At 68.6% G+C, this 20737-nt stretch carries 18 protein-coding genes; 5 read left to right on the plus strand and 13 right to left on the minus strand.

Annotation, left to right across the window (positions count from 1 at the left end):
• Window positions 1–53: 53 nt before the first annotated feature.
• The 5 genes from H507_RS0105130 (at window position 54) to H507_RS0105150 (ending at window position 7314) form a co-directional block, all read left to right on the plus strand.
• On the plus strand, window positions 54–1001 hold the full coding sequence (locus H507_RS0105130) for a carbohydrate ABC transporter permease (RefSeq protein ID WP_022909650.1): 948 nt from the start codon (window positions 54–56) through the stop codon (window positions 999–1001).
• Window positions 994–1803: a carbohydrate ABC transporter permease gene (locus tag H507_RS0105135; RefSeq protein ID WP_022909651.1), complete on the plus strand. Its 810-nt coding sequence runs from the start codon at window positions 994–996 to the stop codon at window positions 1801–1803. Before H507_RS0105130 ends, H507_RS0105135 begins: the two co-directional genes overlap by 8 nt.
• Window positions 1800–4871 (plus strand): beta-galactosidase, LacZ type, encoded by a 3072-nt coding sequence (lacZ, locus tag H507_RS0105140; RefSeq protein WP_211217289.1) that lies wholly within the window; start codon window positions 1800–1802, stop codon window positions 4869–4871. The genes H507_RS0105135 and lacZ overlap by 4 nt, the downstream gene beginning before the upstream one ends.
• Window positions 4872–5131: 260 nt before the next feature.
• A complete protein-coding gene (locus H507_RS14870; protein WP_022909653.1) occupies window positions 5132–6853 on the plus strand; it encodes an MDR family MFS transporter in 1722 nt (573 codons plus the stop codon).
• The gene (locus H507_RS0105150; RefSeq protein ID WP_022909654.1) at window positions 6850–7314 is read left to right on the plus strand and encodes a MarR family winged helix-turn-helix transcriptional regulator; all 465 of its coding nucleotides are present in this window, start codon (window positions 6850–6852) and stop codon (window positions 7312–7314) included. Before H507_RS14870 ends, H507_RS0105150 begins: the two co-directional genes overlap by 4 nt.
• Here the strand turns inward: H507_RS0105150 and H507_RS14875 are convergent.
• From H507_RS14875 to H507_RS0105215, 13 genes are all read right to left on the minus strand, one after another.
• Entirely contained in the window at window positions 7289–8284 is a 996-nt protein-coding gene (locus H507_RS14875; RefSeq protein ID WP_022909655.1) for a DNA-3-methyladenine glycosylase 2, read from the minus strand. The genes H507_RS0105150 and H507_RS14875 overlap by 26 nt on opposite strands.
• A gap of 2 nt (window positions 8285–8286) precedes the next feature.
• The gene (locus H507_RS0105160) at window positions 8287–8937 is read right to left on the minus strand and encodes an alpha-ketoglutarate-dependent dioxygenase AlkB family protein (RefSeq protein WP_022909656.1); all 651 of its coding nucleotides are present in this window, start codon (window positions 8935–8937) and stop codon (window positions 8287–8289) included.
• Window positions 8934–9521 (minus strand): methylated-DNA--[protein]-cysteine S-methyltransferase, encoded by a 588-nt coding sequence (locus tag H507_RS0105165; RefSeq protein ID WP_022909657.1) that lies wholly within the window; start codon window positions 9519–9521, stop codon window positions 8934–8936. The genes H507_RS0105160 and H507_RS0105165 overlap by 4 nt, the downstream gene beginning before the upstream one ends.
• The gene (locus tag H507_RS0105170; RefSeq protein WP_022909658.1) at window positions 9518–10003 is read right to left on the minus strand and encodes an RNA polymerase sigma factor; all 486 of its coding nucleotides are present in this window, start codon (window positions 10001–10003) and stop codon (window positions 9518–9520) included. The genes H507_RS0105165 and H507_RS0105170 overlap by 4 nt, the downstream gene beginning before the upstream one ends.
• A complete protein-coding gene (locus tag H507_RS18360; RefSeq protein WP_281166921.1) occupies window positions 10000–10296 on the minus strand; it encodes an MGMT family protein in 297 nt (98 codons plus the stop codon). Before H507_RS18360 ends, H507_RS0105170 begins: the two co-directional genes overlap by 4 nt.
• Before the next feature lie 74 nt (window positions 10297–10370).
• Entirely contained in the window at window positions 10371–12200 is a 1830-nt protein-coding gene (locus H507_RS0105180) for an ABC-F family ATP-binding cassette domain-containing protein (protein WP_022909660.1), read from the minus strand.
• A 1-nt stretch (window position 12201) separates the two neighbouring features.
• Complete coding sequence (locus H507_RS0105185) at window positions 12202–12960, minus strand: DUF4191 domain-containing protein (protein ID WP_022909661.1); 759 nt, start codon at window positions 12958–12960, stop codon at window positions 12202–12204.
• Between the two features lie 2 nt (window positions 12961–12962).
• Window positions 12963–13910, minus strand: coding sequence for a lipoyl synthase (lipA, locus tag H507_RS0105190; protein WP_022909662.1), 948 nt, complete (start codon window positions 13908–13910; stop codon window positions 12963–12965).
• 113 nt (window positions 13911–14023) lie between these two features.
• A complete protein-coding gene (gene lipB / locus H507_RS14885; protein ID WP_022909663.1) occupies window positions 14024–14737 on the minus strand; it encodes a lipoyl(octanoyl) transferase LipB in 714 nt (237 codons plus the stop codon).
• Window positions 14737–15588, minus strand: coding sequence for an undecaprenyl-diphosphate phosphatase (locus H507_RS0105200; RefSeq protein ID WP_022909664.1), 852 nt, complete (start codon window positions 15586–15588; stop codon window positions 14737–14739). Before H507_RS0105200 ends, lipB begins: the two co-directional genes overlap by 1 nt.
• A 163-nt stretch (window positions 15589–15751) precedes the next feature.
• Window positions 15752–17629, minus strand: coding sequence for a 2-oxoglutarate dehydrogenase, E2 component, dihydrolipoamide succinyltransferase (gene sucB, locus H507_RS14890; protein ID WP_022909665.1), 1878 nt, complete (start codon window positions 17627–17629; stop codon window positions 15752–15754).
• 115 nt (window positions 17630–17744) lie between these two features.
• Window positions 17745–19136, minus strand: coding sequence for a dihydrolipoyl dehydrogenase (gene lpdA, locus H507_RS0105210; protein ID WP_022909666.1), 1392 nt, complete (start codon window positions 19134–19136; stop codon window positions 17745–17747).
• A gap of 2 nt (window positions 19137–19138) precedes the next feature.
• Window positions 19139–20650 (minus strand): leucyl aminopeptidase, encoded by a 1512-nt coding sequence (locus H507_RS0105215; RefSeq protein WP_022909667.1) that lies wholly within the window; start codon window positions 20648–20650, stop codon window positions 19139–19141.
• Window positions 20651–20737 lie beyond the last annotated feature (87 nt).

Raw genomic sequence — 20737 nt, forward strand, 5'->3', positions numbered from 1 at the left:
TGCGGCCCCCGGTCACGTCCTCGTCCCTTCAGCCCCGACGAACGGAGTCACGCGTGACCACCACCACCGCAGCGCGGGCGGTTCCTTCCCCGCCGACAGACGAGGTCGGCAGGCGCAGGGGCCTGACCAGCGCCCGCCGCAAGAGCCTCACCGGCTGGACCTTCCTGGCCCCAGCCACCCTGCTGATCGTCCTGATGAGTTTCTGGCCCATGTTCGAGGCCTTCCTGCTGTCGTTCCGCACCGGACGAGGCACCCGCATGCGTTGGGCGGACCCCTGGTGGGCGAACTACACCCGCCTGTTCGACGACGGCATCTTCCACCAGACCCTGGCCAACACCTTCATGTACCTGATCGTGCAGGTGCCGGTGATGCTGGTGCTGGCCCTGGTGCTGGCGGTCCTGCTCAACGACCGCACCATGAAGCTGCGCGGACTGTGGCGTACCGCCATCTTCCTGCCCTGCGCCGTCTCGCTGGTCTCGTACTCCATGGTGTTCCGCACCATGTTCTCGACCGACGGGATGGTCAACGACGCCCTGCTGGCCCTGCACCTGACCGACCACCCCGTCAACTGGCTGGGCAACGCGGTCACGGCGCGCATGGTCATCGTGCTCGGTCTGCTGTGGCGCTGGACCGGCTACAACATGGTGTTCTACCTGGCGGCCCTGCAGAACATCGAGCCCTCGACCATCGAGGCTGCCAAGATCGACGGCGCCAGCGACTTCCGCGCCTTCTGGCACGTCACCGTGCCGCAGCTTCGTCCGATGATCCTGCTGACGGCGATCATGTCGACCAACGGCACCATCCAGTTGTTCGACGAGTCCTGGGCGCTCACCGCGGGTGGCCCCGCGAACGGGTCGAAGACGATGTCGCACTACCTCTACGAACTCTCGTTCCAGAACAACCCCAACTTCGGGTACGCCTCGGCGGTGTCATACGTGATCCTGCTGCTCGTCGCCGTGCTCGCAGCCATTCAGATGAAGGTGGGTGACAAGCGTGACTAAGACACCTCTCCGCGTCGCCAAGTACGTGTTCCTGGCCCTGGCGGCCCTGTGTTCGCTGTTCCCGCTCTACTTCATGGTGGTCTCGGCCACCAACACCTCGGCCGACGTGATCGGTTCGAGGTTGACGCCGGGCGGAGCGCTGATGGACAACATCTCCAAGCTCACCACCCAGCAGAACGTCGGGGCGGCCATGGGCCAGTCGACCATCTACGCCGTCTCGAGCGCACTGCTCAGCCTGCTGGTCTGTTCGATCGCCGGATATGGCTTCGAGATCTACCACTCGAAGCACAAGGACAGGCTGATGGGCCTGCTGCTCTTGACCATGATGATCCCGTTCGCGGCCACCATGATCCCGTTGTTCCGCATGTTCGCGAACCTCAACATGGTCTCGACCCTGCCCGCCGTGGTCCTGCCCACCATCGCGACACCGTTCCTGATCCTGCTGTTCCGGCAGTCGGCTCGCAGCTTCCCCACCGAGATCATCGAGGCCGCCCGCCTCGACGGACTGAGTGAGCTGTCGATCTTCTTCCGGATGTTCCTGCCCACCATGCGTGCCACCTACGCCGCGGCCGCGGTGATCACGTTCATGGCCGCGTGGAACAACTTCCTGTGGCCCAAGGTGATCCTGGTCGACCAGACCTTCCGCACCATGCCGATGCTGGTGGCGAGCCTCACCTCGGGTTACGTCACCGACTACGGGGTGCTGATGCTCGCCGTGTTGTTGGCCTCCCTGCCCACCATGTTCCTCTTCCTCGTCCTTCAGCGGAGCTTCGCCGAAGGCATCACCGGAGCCGTCAAGTGACTTCTGAATCCCCCCGTTCCCACGACACCTCACCCACCACGCCCCTTGACATGGCGCGGCTCTCCGATCCCGGGTGGTTCGCCGAGTCGACGCTGGCGCCGCACTCCGACCACCGCGTGTTCGCGTCGGCCGACGAGGCCCAACTGCAGCAGAGCTCGCTGGTGACCAGCCTCGACGGCGTGTGGAAGTTCCACTACGCCAAGAATCCCGCTGGTGCACCCAGCGGGTTCCAGGCGTCCGGGTACGACACCTCCAGCTGGGACGACATCGCCGTCCCCGGCCACATCCAGATGCAGGGCTACGACCGTCCGCAGTACGTCAACACCCAGTACCCCTGGGACGGGCACGAGACCCTCGAGCCCGGGCAGGCGCCGCAGCGTTTCAACCCGGTCGCCAGCTATGTCACCGAGGTGTCCTTGGACGAGCCGTTGGCCCCCGGGGAGCGGGTCTCCGTCACCTTCCATGGCGCGGAGAGTGGCCTGGCCGTCTGGTTGAACGGGCAGTGGATCGGATGGTCCACAGACTCGTTCACCCCCTCGGAGTTCGACCTCACGCCGGCCTGGCATGAGGGCACCAACAAGCTCGCCGTACAGGTGTTCAAGTTCACCTCGCAGTCATGGCTCGAGGACCAGGACTTCTACCGCTTCTCGGGTCTCTTCCGCTCGGTGGAGCTCAACCGACGTCCGGTGGCCCACCTTCGCGACCTGGCGGTCACCACCGAACTGTCGGACTCCTTCGACCGGGCCACGGTCGTCGTCCGGCCCGACCTCGAGGGCGAGGGCAGCCTCGTGCTGACCCTCGAAGGGGTGGGTGAGCTCACCGACCAGGGTGACGGTCGGTGGTCGATCGTCGTCGAGCAGCCCCAGTTGTGGAGCGCCGAGCGTCCCCACCTGTACGACCTGACCGTGCAGGTGCTCGACCCCTCCGGAGCGGTGGTCGAGTACGTGCCCACCACCGTGGGCGTGCGTCGGTTCGAGATCGTCGATGCCCAGATGCTGATCAATGGCCAGCGGATCGTGTTCAACGGCGTCAACCGCCACGACTTCGGCCTCGACGGGCGCGCCGTCTCGCGTGAACAACTCGAGGCCGACGTGCTGTTGCTGAAACGCAACAACGTCAACGCCGTGCGTACCAGCCACTACCCCAACACCAGCGCGCTGTACGAGCTGTGTGACCGGCACGGGCTCTATGTGATCGACGAGATGAACCTCGAGACCCACGGCCTGTGGGACGACATCAACCGCGGAGGACGCACCATCGAGCAGGCCGTGCCGGGGGACGACCCGCTGTGGCTTCCCCCGCTGAAGTTCCGGGCCGAGAACATGCTGCAGCGCGACAAGAACCACCCCAGCGTGCTCATCTGGTCGTGCGGCAACGAGTCCTTCGGGGGCAGCAACCTGCTGCAGGTCTCGCGCCTGTTCAAGGAACTCGACCCCACTCGTCCGGTGCACTACGAGGGTGTGCACTGGGACCCGCGTCTGCCGGAGACCACCGACATCACCAGTCAGATGTACACCCCGGCCGCGACGGTCGAGGAGTACCTCAAGGAGCACCGCGAGAAGCCCTTCATCCTGTGCGAGTACGCCCACTCGATGGGCAACTCGTTCGGTGCGGTCGACAAGTACGTCGACCTGGCGTGGCGCGAACCGCTGTTCCAGGGGTCGTTCATCTGGGACTTCGCCGACCAGGCCATCGCATTGACCGATCGGCACGGCAAGGAGTTCTTCGGGTACGGCGGCGACTGTGGCGAGGCCCCGCACGACTCCGACTTCTCGGGCAACGGCATCGTCTTCGCCGACCGCACCCCGAAGCCTGCGCTGCAGGCCGTCAAGGCGCTGTACGCCCCGTTCGTGGTCGAGGTGTCGGAGGGGGAGTTCACCCTCACCAATCGCAACCTGTTCGTCGACTCCTCGCAGTTCGACATCGTGGTCAGCGTGTTGCGGGAGGGACGGGAGGTGGCTCGAGCCACCGTCGTCACTGCCGTCGCACCCCTGCAGAGTGAGACGTACCCGCTGCCGTTGGAGCTTCCCAGGGTCCCCGGTGAGTACGTGGTCGAGGTGTCGGTGAGGCTGCGTCAGGCCACCGGCTGGGCCGAGGCTGGTCACGAGATCGCGTTCGGCCAGGGCGTGCGGACCGTGGACGGTGCTCCGGCCCCGCGCCGCGGCGACGCCCCTGAGGTGGTGGCGGGCATCCACAACATCGGTGTGCGGGGGAAGCACTTCCTGGCGCTGTTCTCGCGGATCGGTGGGGGACTGTTGTCCTACCGCTACGGGCTCACCCCCGACGGCGGCCACGAACTGCTCGACAGCGTTCCTCGTCCGAACTTCTGGCACGCCCCCACCTCGAACGAGCGCGGCTGGGGCATGCCCTTCCGTGACGGCTGCTGGAAGCTGGCCTCTAGCCATGCTCGTCCCAAGGCAGGCTTGGACAACCCGAGCGTCGAGGTCGTGGACGACCGGGCTGTCGTGACCTACGTGTACGAGTTGCCGCTCGGGTCGGCAGCGGCAGGGGTGGGCGAGTGCACCGTGGCGTATGCCGTCGCGGGTGACGGGCACATCCGCGTGACCGTCGAACTCACCCCTCACGCCGACCTGCCGGACGCCCCGGAGTTCGGCATGCAGCTGACCACCAGTGCCGATTTCGACAGGCTGACCTGGTACGGCGACGGCCCCGACGAGACCCAGGTCGACCGTCGACAGGGTGCACGGTTGGGGGTGCACCGGGCGAAGGTTGCTGACCTGCTGACCCCGTACCTGCGTCCCCAGGAGGCGGGCAACCGCACCGGGGTGCGCTGGGCGACGGTGACCGACGTGCACGGACGAGGCCTGCGGCTCGACGCGGAGGTGCCGATGGAGCTGTCGGTGCTGCCGTGGACGCCGGCCCAGATCGAGGCGAGCGACCATCACGTCGACCTGCCGCCCATCCAGCACACGGTCATTCGTCCGGCGTTGAAGCGTCGCGGAGTGGCCGGTGACGACTCGTGGGGGGCCATGACCCACCCCGAGTACCGACTGCCCGCCGGAGAGAGGCTGAGCTTCACCTTCGGGTTCCAAGGGGTGCTGCGCTGATCTGAGCCGGGTCGATCTGGCCCCGTTGGTGGCTGGTCGCCCGTGATGCATGTGGCTGGCGTTCCTCCGCTTGGCTGGTGTTCTGAACGCCAGCCATGCGGAGGAGCGCCAGCCACGTGTGCGTTTCGGGGGCAGATGCATGGGGGATGAGTGCTTGAGGCTTCATCAGTTGACCCGAGTCAACCATCGGCGTATCGTTGACGCCGGTCAACCTTTGACACGCATCAAATATTGATTCAATCAACGAAAAGAAGAAGCCTGTGTCCCAGACATCCCCGGCGGCCGCCACCAGCGGTGCCCCCACCCCGGACAGTGACATCTCGGCGCCCATGAGCCACCGAGGTGTGCTCGAGGCGCTGACCGGCCTGTTGCTCGGCATGTTCGTCTCGATGCTCGCCTCGACCGTGGTGTCGAGTTCCCTGCCCGTGATCGTGCACGACCTGGCCGGGACTGAGCGGGACTACACCTGGGTGATCACCGCCATGCTGCTCACCAGCGCCATCAGCACCCCGGTCTGGGGCAAGCTGGCCGACCTGTTCAACCGCAAGGTGCTGTTCCAGATCGCCATCATCGTCTTCGTGCTCGCCAGCGCCACCGCCGGATTCGCGCAGAACCCGGGGATGATGATCGCTTCCCGCGCCGTGCAGGGCCTGGGAGCGGGCGGTCTTGCCGCGCTCAGCCAGGTGATCATGGCCGACATCATCAGCCCCCGCGACCGCGGGCGCTACATGGGCCTGTTCGGCGCGGTGATGGCCGTCTCCACCGTCGGCGGACCGCTGCTCGGCGGAGTCATCACCGACAGCCTGGGCTGGCGCTGGAACTTCTTCGTCGCCCTGCCCGTGGCCGTGCTGGCCCTGATCATGGTGCAGCTCACCCTGCACCTTCGTCCCAACCAGCAACGCAAGGTGAGCATCGACCACGCCGGCATCGTGCTGTTGGGGACCAGCGTCTCCCTGCTTCTCATCTGGGTCACCAACGCGGGCCACGACTACGGCTGGTGGTCGTTCACGACCGCCTGGATGGTGGGCGGCGCCCTGATCGCTGCGATCGCCTTCGTGGTCGTCGAACTGCGCTCGTCCGAACCCCTCATCCCGCTCAGCCTGTTCCGCAGCCGCACCTTCTCGCTGTCGGTGCTGGCCTCGATCGCCACCGGCATCGCCATGTTCGGTTCGTCGGTCTTCCTCAGCCAGTACATGCAGTTGGCCCGCGGAGCCAGCCCCACCATGGCGGGCGTCATGACCATCCCGATGGTCGCCGGGCTGCTGCTCAGCTCGATGGTGGTCGGCCAGTTGATCAGCCGCTACGGCATCTGGAAGCCGTACGTGGTCGCCGGTTCTGTGTCCCTCATCGCCGGCCTCTACCTGCTGACGACGATCCACTACGACACCAACTTCTGGCTCGTCTCGATCTACATGTTCCTGATGGGTGCAGGCGTGGGCATGACGATGCAGAACCTGGTGCTCGTGGTGCAGAACACCACCGGGGCCTCGTTGATCGGCGTCGCCAGTTCGGGGGTCACCTTCTTCCGCAGCCTCGGCGGCACCATCGGTGTCTCGGTGATGGGAGCCGCCATGGCAACGCGGACCGCATCGTTGGCGCAATCGCGTCAGTCCGACATCGGGGTTGCCCTGAAGAGTCTGGGTGAGCAGGGCGGCTACTGGGCGCAGCAACTGGCCAGTGGCGCCGTGCCCCGGGTCTCCGAGATGCCTCCCGCCCTGCGGGTGGTCCTCGAGGACATCTACTCCGGCGGGATCACGCACTCCTTCTGGATCGCCGTGCCGGTGGCCGCGGTCAGTCTGGTGGCCGTGTTGTTGCTACCCAACGCCCCGCTGACACGGATGACGGCCGCCGAGCGCCGTGACGCCGGCGAGCGGGACCTCGCCGTGGTCTCGGTTCCCCAGGGCATGGAGGTGCTCGACCATGAGGCGAGCCCCACCCCGGTGCTCGTCGAGGACGACGACTCTGACAGGCTGAAGGTGTGAACACCCAGACCGCGGCGACGGGCGGCCGCGAACGCGCGGTCGCCCGACTCGAGGGCGCCATGGAAGACCTCACCCGCCAGATCCGCACGTACTACGGCGTGGTCGCCCAACGGGTGGCGCCCGGACTGCAGCCAGCCACCTTCAAGGTGCTCACCACGATCGACCGGATGGCTCCCGTCTCGGTCTCCGCCCTGGCCGATGCCCTGCAGGCCGACAAGGGACAGATCAGTCGCGCGATCACCGAGCTCGAGGGACGAGGGCTGGTGCGCCGCGCCTTCGACCCGGGGGACGCGCGGGTGCGCATGATCGCCCCCACCGATGAGGCGAAGCAGAAGTTGGTCGAGGCCCGCAGTCCTTTCCACCTGCTCCTGCAGGAAGCCCTCGAGGAGTGGGGGGTCGAGGAGGTCGACCAGTTCGCCGACCTGCTCGCCAAGCTCAGCGGGACGATCCGGGCTCGCTGAGCGACGTCCCGGCGGGGTTCGGACGACCCCTCGGGGCGGGCACCTCTGGCCGTGGATGGGCCGACGCCCACAGTCGGCAGGCGGCATAACTTCGCCAGGGATGCCACTGCGCCGAGGCACTGGCTGCGTCGAACCGGCCCCGTTCGTCGGTGAAACCCTCGGCCATCAGCAGGCGGCGCAACACGGCGTCGCTGGCCGGGAAGGCATTGACCTCGTGACCCACCCGGATGGCGAGGTAGTCCAAGGTCCAGGGCCCGACCCCTGTGACTGCACCGAGCTGGCCCCGGGACGGCACCGCCCCGGCGGCGGCCGCGAACAGTTCGGCGACGGCCCGGACCGTCCGAGCCCGGGCACCGGTGAGGCCGACGGTCTCGTGGACCTGCTCGACCGGAGCCTCGGCGATCACCGCCGGGTCAGGGAACGGGCGAAGATCACCGCCTCGGACCTCGGGCGAGTACCGCTGCACGAGGCGGCCGGTGAACAGTCGCGCCGCTGCCAGCGACACCTGCTGCCCGACCACGGTCATGCAGGTCGCCTGCCACGGATCGGCGAACCGCGTCACCCGTATCCCGGGCCGGTCTCGTACCTGCTCACGGAACACAGGATGAGCTCCCAGCGCGCCGTCGATGGTGCCGAGGTCGGCGGCCAGGTCGAACCAGTCCGCGACCCGTGAGGTGATCTCCTGCGCCCATCGGTTCTCATCGGGCCGGCTCGGGGCGTCCGCGGCGTCGCCCGACCCGTCGGCTCCGCTCTGGTCAGCGCCCAGCACCCAGGTGGCGCCACCGTCGTCCAGGATCACGCGGAGCGGTCGCCACCGACCGCCGACCCGGTGGAGTCGGGTGAAGCTGCCGTCGGCGAGGTCAACCCGGTCGACACCGGCGACACTGTGGGCGGCGAGCGTCCCCAGTGCGGCATGCCGGTCGAAGGCACCGTTCGCGGGCACCCGCCCCGTGAGCAGGGCAGAGGTCATGGTCAGCCGTCCAGCCCGGTCATGCGCAACGTGATGTTGATCCGTCCTCGCTCGAGCCCGCACCCTTTCGGTGCCGTGCCGGGGTGCACCTTCGTGACGCCGTGGAAGGCCAGTCGGGAGGGCCCACCGAACACGAACAGGTCACCGGAGGCCAGCAGCACGTCGTGATGGGGACGTTTGCGGTTCACCGCCGTGCCGATCCTGAAGGTGCAGGTGTCACCGATCGACAGCGAGACCACGGGAGCGGGGGAGCGTTCGTCCTTGTCCTGGTGCATGCCCATGCGGGCGTCGTCGTCATAGAAGTTCACCAGGGCGGTGTCGGGCTGGTAGCCGTCGCCGGCGCGGGGCTCACCCGTGGCATCGACCAGTGCCTTCTGGCCGAGGCGCACCAGCCAGTCGGGGAAGTCGAGCACCCTGTTGCCGTTCACGTCTACGGCCTCGCGGGTGTACGCATAGGGCCTCCAGTGCCACCCCAGACAGACCGTGCGCACGCTCATCTCGTGGCCCCGGACGGTGGCCGCCCTCGGCGGCACCGGGCCCGCCGTCCAGCGGTCGTACTGCCCCGCCAGCCAGCGTTGCTGGTCGAGCGTCAGCCAGCCCGGCACATGATGGGCCCCGTCAGGCAGGACGGGGCCCAGCAGGCTCTCGCTCATCGGCGCTCCAGGTCGAGCAGCCATCGCTTGGCCTCGAGGCCACCGCGGTAACCGCCCAGCGAACCGTCGGTGCGCAGCACTCGGTGGCAGGGCACCACCACGGGAATCGGGTTCGTGGCGCAGGCGGTTCCGACGGCGCGCACCGCTGCCGGGTTGCCGACGTGCTCGGCCACCTGCTTGTAGGTCTCGGTGCGCCCGTGGCCGATGCTGGGAAGGTAGCGCTGCACCGTCTGTCTGAACCCCGACGACAGCGAGTGGTCGAGCTCCAGGTCGAACTCGTGTCGGGTGCCGCAGAAGTACTCATCGAGTTCGGACGCGGCCCGGTCGAGCCGGGCGGGGGCGGCGAGCACCCGTGGACCGAGCCGGTCCGCCAGGACGGTGAGCACCGCGTCGAAGTCCTCGGTCGCGAAGGCGACCCGGACGAGCCCCCGGGCGGTGGCCGCCAGCAGCAGCGGACCCAGGGGGGAGTCCACGGTGCGGTAGGCCACCTCGATCATCTGGCGTCGATCGGCCTCGTCGGCCAGGCGGGCGAGCAGCCCGTCGAGTTCGTGGTCGACCGGGAAGAGGGTGCTGTCGAGGGTCATGAGGTGCCTGTCTGGGGTAGCTGCGTCTGGCGCAGTCGTCGGATGCCGTCGGCAGCAGCACGGCGCACGGACTCAGGGCTGCCACCGATCAGCGCCGCTGTCTCCGCGTGTGGCAGACCACCGAGGTGGTGGTAGGCCACGGCCAGCCGTTGTCGTTCCGGAAGGGCTGCGACGGCCTGCCAGAGCAGGTGGTCGTGCTCTCCCGGATTGCCCCAGGACGACGTCTGTTCGGGCAGGGCCTCCGTGGGGACTGGTCGCCGCGCCCGGGCACGGGTGATGTCGATCGCCTTGCGCTGAGCCACCCGCACGAGCCATGCCTGCAGGTTGGTGCCGTCGTCGAGGGTCGGCCACACCTCGAGGGCGGCCAAGAAGGTTGCTGACCAGGCGTCCTCGGCGTCACCGCCGGGGCCGAGCACGGCGCGACAGACCCGCAGCACGGTGGGACCGTGCTCACGGACGGCGTGGTCGAAGGGCTGTCTCATGGGCCCTCAGAAGAGCGTGCTGCCGCGACGTCGGCGGGTTCCTCGAGCTCGAGCAGGAAGACCTTGCGGTCGATTCCCCCCGCGAAGCCGGTGAGCGAGCAATCCGCACCGATCACGCGGTGGCACGGGATCGGGATGCCGATCGGGTTGCGTCCGACCGCGTGCCGGACCCGTTGGGCCTGTCGCCGGTCACCCAGCTCGGCGGCCACGGCCGCGACACTCGTGGCCTCGTCACCGTCGTCCGCGATCGTGAGCTCACCGATCGGCGAGTCGATCCGTGTGTGTCGCAGCACGGCGATCACCTCCTCACCCCAGTAGACGCCACAGCTCCGTCAATTGTGAGGTCTGGGTCCGCAGGTTCCGCCCGTCAGGATGCAGCGCTCTCGAGTTCCTCGCCCAGCTCCATCCAGCGCTCCTCGAGGGAGCTCAGTTCCGCCTCGTGGGCGGTGATCTTCTGCATGGCCACGCCCAGGCCCACGTAGTCGGTCGGGTCATGGTCGGCGAGGGCGGTCCTGGCGCTGTCGATCAGCTGGTGGAGTCGCCCCATCCGGCGCTCCATGGCGACCAACTCCTTCTGGGCGGCTCGCAACTCTGCTCCCGACAGTCCAGGGCGGGTCGACTCGTTCGGGCCCGCGTCGGCCGCGGGACGAGTGGCCGTCCCCGCGGTGCCGGCGCGACGACGTTCGAGGTACTCGTCGACACCCCCCGGCAGCAGGACGCACGACCCGTCACCCAGCAGCGCGTAGGTGACATCGCAGACGCGTTCGAGGAAGTAGCGGTCGTGACTGACCACGACCAGGGTTCCGGGCCACGAGTCGAGGTGGTCCTCGATGACGTTGAGCGTGTCGATGTCGAGGTCGTTGGTCGGTTCGTCGAGGAAGAGCACGTTGGGCTCGGCCAGCAGCAGGCGCAGGAACTGCAGCCGGCGCCGCTCGCCGCCGGACAGCTCCCCGATGCGAGTGACCAGCTTCTGACCCGTGAAACCGAAGTCCTCCAGCAGGGTCGAGGCGGTCAGCTGCTTGCCGGTGGCATCGGTGGTCTCCTGCTTGAGCCGGTTGACCGAGTCGAGCACCCGCTCGCCGTCGTCCAGCTCACCGACGAGCTGGCTGAGATGACCCAGCCGCAGCGTCTTGCCGTGTTTGACGCGTCCGCCCGTGGGCTGCTGCTCGCCGGCGAGCAGGCGCAACAGGGTCGACTTGCCGGCACCGTTGACGCCGACCAGGCCGATCCGGTCACCGGGTCCGATCGACCAGTCGAGCTGGTCGAGCAGGACCCGACCGTCGGGCAGCACCACGCTGGCCCGGACGGCGTCGACCACGTCCTTGCCCAGTCGCGCCACCGCGAACTCCTGCAACTGCATGCGGTCGCGCGGAGCCGGGACGTCCTGGATCAGGGAGTTGGCCGCGTCGATGCGGAACCGCGGCTTGCTGGTGCGAGCGGGCGGGCCGCGGCGCAACCACGCCAGTTCCTTGGTGGCCAGGTTCTTGCGGCGCTGTTCGGTGGCCTGCGCCTGCCGGTCACGCTCGACCCGCGCGAGCACGTACGCCGCGTAGCCGCCCTCGTAGGCGTCGACGCTGGCGTCGTGCACCTCCCAGATGCGGGTGCAGACCGAGTCGAGGAACCAGCGGTCGTGGCTGACGACCAGCATGGCGGTGCCTCGTTGCTGCAGGGTGCGCAGGTGCTGCGCCAACCAGGCGACGGCCTCGACGTCGAGGTGGTTGGTGGGCTCGTCCAGCACCAGCAGGTCGTGGTCGCCCAGCAGCATGGCGACGAGGGCCGCACGTCGACGCTCGCCACCCGACAGCGTCGCCAAGGGCTGGTCCAGCCCGATGCCGTCGAGCAGTTCGGTCACGACGGTGCGGCGGTAACTGTCGGCCGCCCAGACGTGGTCGGGCTCGCCGTGGACGATCAGGTCCCGCACGGTCGGCAGGTGCCCCGGTGTGGTCGGTGGCACCTCGACCTCTGCCTGGGTGAGCACACCGATGGAGACATTCCCGGTCTGGGTGATCCGTCCGGAATCCGGTTCGACCGTGCCGGTCAGCAGTCCGAGCAGGGTGGACTTGCCGTCCCCGTTGCGTCCGACGACACCGATGACGTCACCGGCACCGATGCCGAGCGACACCTCGTCCAGCAGGGTGCGGGTGCCGTAGGTCTTGGTGACCTTCTCGGCGTTGACCAGGTTGGGACCCGCCGCCACCTCAGCGACCGCGCAGGGAGGAACGTGAGCCGCGGGTCGGCAACGGTCCCTTGGGGATCGGCAACTTGTTGCGCATGGTGTCGAGTGCCCGCAGTCGTGACTGCAGGTCGGCCAGGCGGGCGGCGTCCAAGGTCTTGGGCTGTTTCTTGAGGTGGTCCGCCAGCTTGTTGAGCGGAACCTGCCCGGGCTTGCTGCCCATCTGGATCGTGATGACCTTGACCCCGTTGGTGGCCTGCTCGTGGCGGCGCACCTCGGTCGAGAGCAGCGACTTCAGCCGGTTCGGATCACCCTCGGCGATCAGGAACAGACCCGACGGCCCGAGGGCCCGGTGAATGACGTCGAGCTGGCGGGTGCCGGTGATGGCGGGCGTGGTCGTCCACTTCTTCTTGTCGAGCATAGACAGGGCGACCTCGCCCGACCCGGCCTGGCCGTCGAAGCGGGCGTAGGTGGCCTTGCGCACCCGCCACAGCAGCACGAGCATCGCGGCCACCAGCCCGAACGAGATCCCCAGGAGCAGCCACATCCACCACGGCTGCACGATCAGGCCGACGACGAGGAAGACCACCAGGGCGACCAGGAAGGCACCGAGCAGCATCCAAGGCAGGGCCTTGTCGTACTCCTGGGTGCGCTTGTACGTCTCGGTCAACTGGCGGACGGTGCCCCAGTCGCGCGGATTGTCGGAGTGCTTGCGGCGCTCCTTCTCGGCCCGCGCCTGTTCCTTCTGCTTGCGTGCCAGTTCCTTGGCGGCTTCGGATGCCATGGTCAGACCTTCTGGGTGGTGAGCGCGTCGGCGCGGGTTTGCATCGCCTGACGGTACAACTTGCCCGCCCGGTACGACGAACGGACGAGGGGTCCCGAGAGCACACCGGAGTACCCGATCTGCAGGGCCTCCTGCTCGAGTTCCTTGAACTCCTCGGGGGTGACCCAACGGTCGATGGGGTGCAGGTGGGCGTTGGGGCGCAGGTACTGGGTGATCGTGATCAACTCGGTCCCAGCCTCGTACAGGTCGCGGAGCGCCTGGCTGATCTCGTCACGGGTCTCGCCCATGCCGAGGATCAGGTTCGACTTGGTGACCAGACCTGCCTCGCGGCTCATGGTCAGCACGTCGAGCGAGCGCTCGTAGCGGAAGCCCGGACGAATGCGCTTGAAGATGCGCGGCACGGTCTCGACGTTGTGCGCGAACACCTCGGGACGGGTCTCGAACAGCTGCTCGAGCAGTTCGCGGCGGCCCGAGAAGTCCGGGGCCAGCATCTCGACACCCACGCCGGGGTTGAGCTCGTGGATCTTGCGGATGGTCTCGGAGTAGAGCCAGATGCCCTCGTCCTCGAGGTCGTCGCGGCAGACACCCGTCACCGTCGCGTAGCGCAGCCCCATGGTGCGCACCGACTCGGCCACGCGCAGGGGTTCGCCGGTGTCATAGCCCGAGGGCTTCTTCGACTCGATCTGGCAGAAGTCGCAGCGTCGCGTGCACGAGTCACCACCGATGAGGAAGGTGGCCTCGCGGTCCTCCCAGCACTCGAAGATGTTGGGACACCCGGCCTCCTGACAGACGGTGTGCAGGTCTTCCTCGCGCACCAGTTTCTGCAGGTCCCGGTACTCCGGACCCATCCTCGCCGTGGTTTTGATCCACGGTGGCTTGCGCTCAATGGGGGTCTGGGCGTTCTTCACCTCGACCCGGAGCAGACGACGTCCTTCGGGTGCAACAGTCACCTGAGGGAGTCTACTCGTGCGGGCGCTGGGGACGTACCCGGGTCGGGGGGCTCGGCTCACGGCGGAACCCTGCTGGCGTGGGGTTGGAACAGGTGAGCATCCCAAGGAACGCGTCAGCCGAAGATGCCAACCCCGGGTGTCCGCTCAAGGTCGGGGCTCATGCGGTACGGCTCGAAGGCCAACAACTCGGCCAGCAGGGGTTCGAGGCCGTCGGCTGTCTCGTCCAGACTCGGCACCGGGCCGGTGATCTCGTCGGCCAGCCTGCCCACCCCGGCGTCACTGATCCCGCAGGGAATGATGTTGCCGAAGTCCTGCAGTTCGTTGCTGAGGTTGAGCGCGAACCCGTGCAGGGTCGTCCGCTTGCTGACCCGGATGCCGATGGCGCAGATCTTGCGTTCGGGCTTGCCGTCGCCGGCGGCCAGCCAGACGCCCGTGCGTTCGGGGATGCGTCCCGAGACGACATCGAGGCCAGCCAGCCATCGGATCACGGCTTCCTCGACCCGGCGCACGTAGTCGACGACGCCGATGCCCTCGGTCAACTTCACGATGGGGTAACCGACCAGCTGTCCGGGCCCGTGCCAGGTGATCTTGCCCCCGCGGTCGACGTCGACGACCGGGGTGCCGTCGAAGGGGCGCTCCTCGGGGAGGGTGCGTCGTCCCGCGGTGTAGACGGGCTCGTGCTGCACGTACAGGCACTGGTCAGGCACTTCGCCAGCCGCCACCAAGGCGTGCACCTCACGCTGGAAGTCCCATCCCTGGCGGTACTCGACCAGGCCGGGGAAGCGGTCGTGGTGGTCCCCGAATCCGTGCCTCTGGAACTGGAGCATCAGGCGGTGACCACCTTGGCGATGACCAACACCGCGAGCACGGCGGCGAGCACCACGCGGTAGATGATGAAGGCGGTGAAGGAGTTCTTCGAGACGTACCGCAGCAGCCAGGCGATCGAGGCGTAGGCGACGACGAAGCTGATCACGGTCGCGATCACGGTGTTCCCCCAGCCCACGGTGGTGGCGACCTGGTGGTAGTTCTCGGTGGCCTGCAGGCCACCGGCGGCGACCAGGGCAGGGATGCCGAGGAAGAACGAGAGTCGGGTGGCGGTCACCCGGTCGAACCCACGGAAGAGCCCGGCAGAGATGGTGGCGCCGGAGCGGGAGATGCCGGGAAAGACGGGCGAGAGTGCCTGGAAGAGGCCGATCACGATGGCGTCGACGATGGTGACGTCCGACATGCCGCGCAACGACTGGGGCTCACGCCTGGCGGCGTACCGGTCGGCCACCCACATCACGACCGACCACAGGGCCAGCGCAGCGATGATCACCCAGAGGTTGCGCATCGTGGTCTCGATCGCCCCCTGGAAGAGAAGGCCCACCACGGCCACGGGGATCGATCCGAGGATGACTCCCCAGCCGAGGCGGTAGTTCGGGTCGCGACGGGCCTCGGCGTTGGCGAGGCCCTTGCCCCAGGCGGCCGCGATGGCCACGATGTCCCTCCAGAAGTAGGCCACCGCAGCGATGATGGCGCCCACCTGGATGATGGCGGTGAAGGCCGTCATGCCCACCGAGTCGATCTGGTACCCGAGCAGCTTCTCGACCACGTTGAGGTGGCCGGTGCTCGAGACGGGCAGGAACTCGGTGATCCCCTCGACGATGCCGAGCAGAATCGCATGCAACCAGTTCACAGGGTGACTTCCTCTCCGTTTGCCCCCGCACGAGGGCCGAGCTGAGCCTACTGCGCCGCGCAGCGGCAGGTCCGCCGTCCACCGGCGACGACACCGTGCACCCCCCGAAAACGGACGAGGGGCCGACCCTCAGGTCGGCCCCTCGTCGTAGTTGAACCAGCAATCAGAGCTCGGCGGCGAAGTCGCCCTCTTCCAGACGAGCCTTGACGGCGCTCAGGAACCGGGCCGCCTCGGCACCGTCCACCAGTCGGTGGTCGTAGCTGAGCGACAGGAACATCATGTCGCGCACGGCGATGGTGTCGCCCATCACCTTGTCGGAGATGACCACCGGACGCTTCACCAACGCACCGGTGCCGAGGATGGCGACCTGGGGCTGGTTGATGATCGGCGTGTCGAACAAGGTGCCGGCCGAGCCGTAGTTCGTGATCGTGAACGTGCCACCGCCCAGCTCGTCCGGAGTGACCTTGCTGGCACGGGTGCGTGCAGCCAGATCACCGATCTTCTTGGCGATGCCGGCGAGGTTGAGGTCACCCGCATCCTTGATCACCGGGACGAGCAGGCCCTTCTCGGTGTCGACGGCGATGCCGATGTGTTCGGCGGCCGCATAGGTGATGGTGCCGGCGTCGGTGTCGATGGTGGCATTCACCTTCGGGAACTGCTTCAGCGCCTCGACCGCCGCCTTCGTGATGAACGGCAGGTACGACAGCGATGCGCCGTTGCGTGCCTTGAAGGCGTCCTTGTGCTGGGCCCGCAGCCGCGAGATGGCGGTCAGGTCGACCTCGACGGTGGCGGTCAGCTGCGCCGACACCTGCAACGACTCGACCATGCGCTTGGCGATGGTGGCGCGCAGGCGCGAGATCTTCTCGGTGGTGCCGCGCTTGGCAGCTGCATCCGGCGAGACGGTCGTCGGACGAGGTGCCTCGGCAGCGGGGGCAGGCGCAGCGGCGGCCTGCTTGGCAGCCTCCGCAGCCTTCTGCTTGGCTTCCGCCGCGGCGATCACGTCCTGCTTGCGCACCCGGCCGCCCACCCCGGTACCGGTGATCTCGGAGAGCTCGACGCCATGTTCGGCCGCCAGCTTGCGCACCAGGGGGGTGACATAGCCGGCACCCTCGCCCTCGGACGATGCCTCCGCCCGACGCGGGGTCTCCGCGGCAGGAGCAGCGGCGGCAGGTGCAGCGGGCGCGGGAGCAGCGGGCGCGGGAGCAGCGGGCGCCTTCGGCTCGGGGGCGGCGGGAGCCTTCGGCTCGGGTGCGGGGGCAGCCGCCTCGGGCTCGGGCGAAGTCTGAACAGCCTCTGGCTCAGGCTCGACGGCAGGCGGTGCGGCCTCGGGCTCGGGAGCAGCGGCGGGTGCGGCGGATGCATCGCCGATGATGGCGAGCACGGCGCCGACGTCGGCGGTCTCGTCCTCCTGCACGCGGATCTCGAGGATGGTTCCGGCCACGGGGGAGGGGATCTCGGTGTCGACCTTGTCGGTGGAGACCTCGACGATTGCCTCATCGACCTCGACGGTGTCACCCACCTCCTTGAGCCAGCGCGAGACGGTTCCCTCGGTGACGGACTCCCCGAGAGCGGGCAGCGTGACCTCTGTTCCCTGGGCGGGGCCCGACGAGGCCTGGGCCGGGGGGGCCTGCTGGGCTGCAGGAGCCTCTTCGGCGGCGGGCGCCGCCTGCTGAGCGGGCGCCGGCTCCTCGACCGGGGCGGTCTCCTCGACCGGAACCGAGTCCGAGGGGGGGACCGAGTCGGATGGGGCGTCCTCGGAAGCATCGCTCGAAGGAGCGGTCTGGTCGCTGCCGGGCGCCTCACTGGCGTCGCCGATCACTGCCAGCACGGCGCCGACGTCGGCGGTCTCGTCCTCCTGCACGCGGATCTCGAGGATGGTTCCGGCCACGGGGGAGGGGATCTCGGTGTCGACCTTGTCGGTGGAGACCTCGACGATTGCCTCATCGACCTCGACGGTGTCACCCACCTCCTTGAGCCAGCGCGAGACGGTTCCCTCGGTGACGGACTCTCCGAGAGCGGGAAGGGTGACTTCGGTCGCCATGGGGCGTGCTCCTTTGCTCTTTCAGCGTTCCCGGTCAGCCTAGCCCCACCGGGTGCGGGCTGCAGGCCACGGGGGTGTGAGGCCCCCACCGGAACAATGCCTGCGTGTCGATTCGTCAGCGATGCACGTGCAACGGGGTACCGGCCAGGGCCAGGAGCGCCTCTCCGAAGGCCTCACCCTGCGTCGGATGGGCATGGATGAGCCCGGAGAAGTCGTCCGGGGTGGCCTCCCAGGCGACGCTGGCCTGTGCCTCGCCGATCAGCTCCGAGACACCCTGGCCCACCATGGTGACGCCCACCACCGGGCCGTGGACCATGCGGATGACCTTCACGAAGCCTTGGGTGCCGAGGATCTGGGACCGACCGTTCCCGCCCAGGTTGTACTCGACCACCTCGACGGCGCCTCGTGCCTCGGCCTGCGCCTGGCTGATCCCCACCGTGGCGATCTCGGGGTTGGAGTACGTGACCCGCGGGATCAGGTGTTCCGGGACGAGCCTCGGACGGGTCGGCAGACGGCCTCCCAGGTGGGCGATCCGCTCGGCCACGAACATGCCGTGCGCGAATCCACGGTGGGCCAGCTGCAGTCCGGCCACCAGATCGCCGACGGCGAAGACGCCGGGTACGGCCGTCGCCAGGTTCTCGTCCACCACCACGTACTCACGGTCGAGGGCGACTCCGGCCTCGGCGAAGCCCATCCCGGACGAGACCGGGCCTCGACCCGGGGCGACGAGCATCACGTCGGCGCTCAGGGACGTGCCGTCGGCCAGTTCGACCGTGACCTGGTCGGTGGTGGCCTCGGCCGAGGCGACCCCGACTCCGGTGCGGACCCGGACGCCCCGCTTGGTGAGGGCGCGCTGGAGGGCCTTCGACACGGCCGGGTCCTCGGCCGGGACGAGCCGGTCCAGGGCCTCGACCAAGGTCACCTCGACGCCGAAGGATCGCCAGACCGAGGCCATCTCGACCCCGATCACGCCCCCGCCCAGGACGATTGCCGTCCCCGGGAGCTCAGCCATCGACAGCGCGTGGTCGCTGGTCAGGATGCGGGTGCCGTCGATCGGCAGCCCGAGGGTGCGGGGCTTCGAGCCGGTGGCGAGCACGACGTTGCGGGCCCTCACCAACCGGCCGTCGACCTCGACGGCCAGACCCTCGGCATCCCGGACGAGACGTCCGAACCCGCTGACCAACTCGATGTCCCGGCTCCTCACCAGACCCTGCAGGCCCTGGTGCAGGCGGTCGACCACGGTCTGCTGCCAGGCGACGACCCCGGCAAGGTCGATGCCTTCGAGCGACGAGCGCACGCCCACCTTGCTTCCCTCGCGGGCGCTGTCGGCCACGTGGGCTGCGTGCAGTTGGGCCTTGGTGGGGATGCAGCCGCGGTGCAGGCAGGTGCCACCCAGCTTGTCGGCCTCGACCAGGGTGACCGTCAAGCCGAGTTGGGCGGCCCGCAGGGCGGCCGCGTAGCCGCCGGAGCCGCCGCCCAGCACGACCAGGTCACGGAGCTCGTCCATCGTCAGCGTCCCAAGGAGGCGGCGAGAGCCACCAGCGTCGAGACGGCGGCACCGGTTCCGCCGGTGGACACGTGGCCGTAGGGCTCGTCGTCATTGAAGGCCGGTCCGGCGATGTCGAGGTGGGCCCACGGGATGGAGCCGCCCACGAAGCGATGCAGGAACGCCGCCGCCGTGAGCGCGCCACCGTAGCGGGGTCCGCCCGACTTCAGGTCGGCCACCTTCGAGTCGAGGCTCTTGCGCAGGTGCTGCGGGATCGGGAGCTGCCAGAACTCCTCACCGGCCGCCTCGGCGGCGTCGAGCACGGTCTCGGCCGTCTCGTGGTCGGAGGCCATCACTCCGGCCGTCCGCAGACCGAGCGCGATCATGCAGGCCCCGGTCAGTGTCGCCACGTCGACCAACAGGTCGGGGGAGTCCTGGCTGGCCCGCGCGAGGGCATCCGCCATCACCAGACGTCCCTCGGCGTCGGTGTTGACGTTCTCGACCGTCGTGCCGCCGAACATGGTGAGCACGTCCGAGGGGCGGTAGGCCGACCCGCTGGGCATGTTCTCGGCCATGGACGCGTACCCGATCACGTGCACGGGCAACTGGAGTTCCGCGATCACCTTCACGGCTGCGATCACCGCGGCGGCGCCCGACATGTCGCACTTCATGGTGTACATGCCGTCAGCCGGCTTGATGTCCAGGCCGCCCGAGTCGAAGGTGATGCCCTTGCCGACCAGGGCGAGTGTCCGCTTGGCGCCGCGTGGCTTGTACTCCAGCCGGGTCAGCCGCGGTGCGCGGGACGACCCGCCACCGACGGCCAGGATGCCGCCGTAGCCCTGCTTGGTGAGTTCCTTCTCGTCCAGCACCTCGACCTGCACCGAGCGCAGGTGACCCACGGCTGCGCGGGCCTCGGCTGCGAAGGTCTCGGGGTAGAGCAGGTTCGCGGGGGCATTGATCCAGTCCCGGGCGAGGGTGACACCGCCGGCCACGTGCTTGCCTCGGGTCACCGCGTCCTGAACCGCTCCGGTCGAGGCACCCACCACGATCTCGACGGCCCGGACACCCGGAGCACCCTGCTCGGAGGAGACCTTGTCGAAGGTGTAGCTGCCCAACAGGGCGCCCTCCGTCGCGGCCTGCACCAGTTCGGGGTCGGCCAGGTCGAGGGAGATGGCCACGGTCACGGCCGTGTCCTTGACCAGCGAGGCCGCCCTGCGTACTGCCGCGCCGGCGGCGGCGCGGACCACCTGGGGGGTCACCTCGGGGTTGCCGAGGCCGACCGCGAGCAGTCGGGTCCCGCCCACCCGGGGCAACACCGTCACCGTGTTCTCCGTGCCGCTGCCACCCAGGTCGAGGACGAGCGTCGCCAGGTCACCGAACTGCTTCGAGGACGCCTTTGACCAGGCGTCGGGGAGCCCCACGGGAACGGGCCCCCTGGTGCCGTCGGCCAGACCGACGACGAGCACGTCGACCTGTTTGGAGGGCTGCTTCACCACGCTGACCGAGGGAGCCTGGTGGGGGGCGAGAGCTGACATCGTCGTCCTTTCCGGCGGGTGGGCCATTCGTGGGTGGCCCGGTGCCAGAGGTCTGGGAGGGTTCTCCCAGCAGGCTAGCGGCTGGGC

Origin of the sequence: Aestuariimicrobium kwangyangense DSM 21549 (assembly GCF_000421525.1) — a bacterium.
GTDB classification, from domain to species: domain Bacteria; phylum Actinomycetota; class Actinomycetes; order Propionibacteriales; family Propionibacteriaceae; genus Aestuariimicrobium; species Aestuariimicrobium kwangyangense.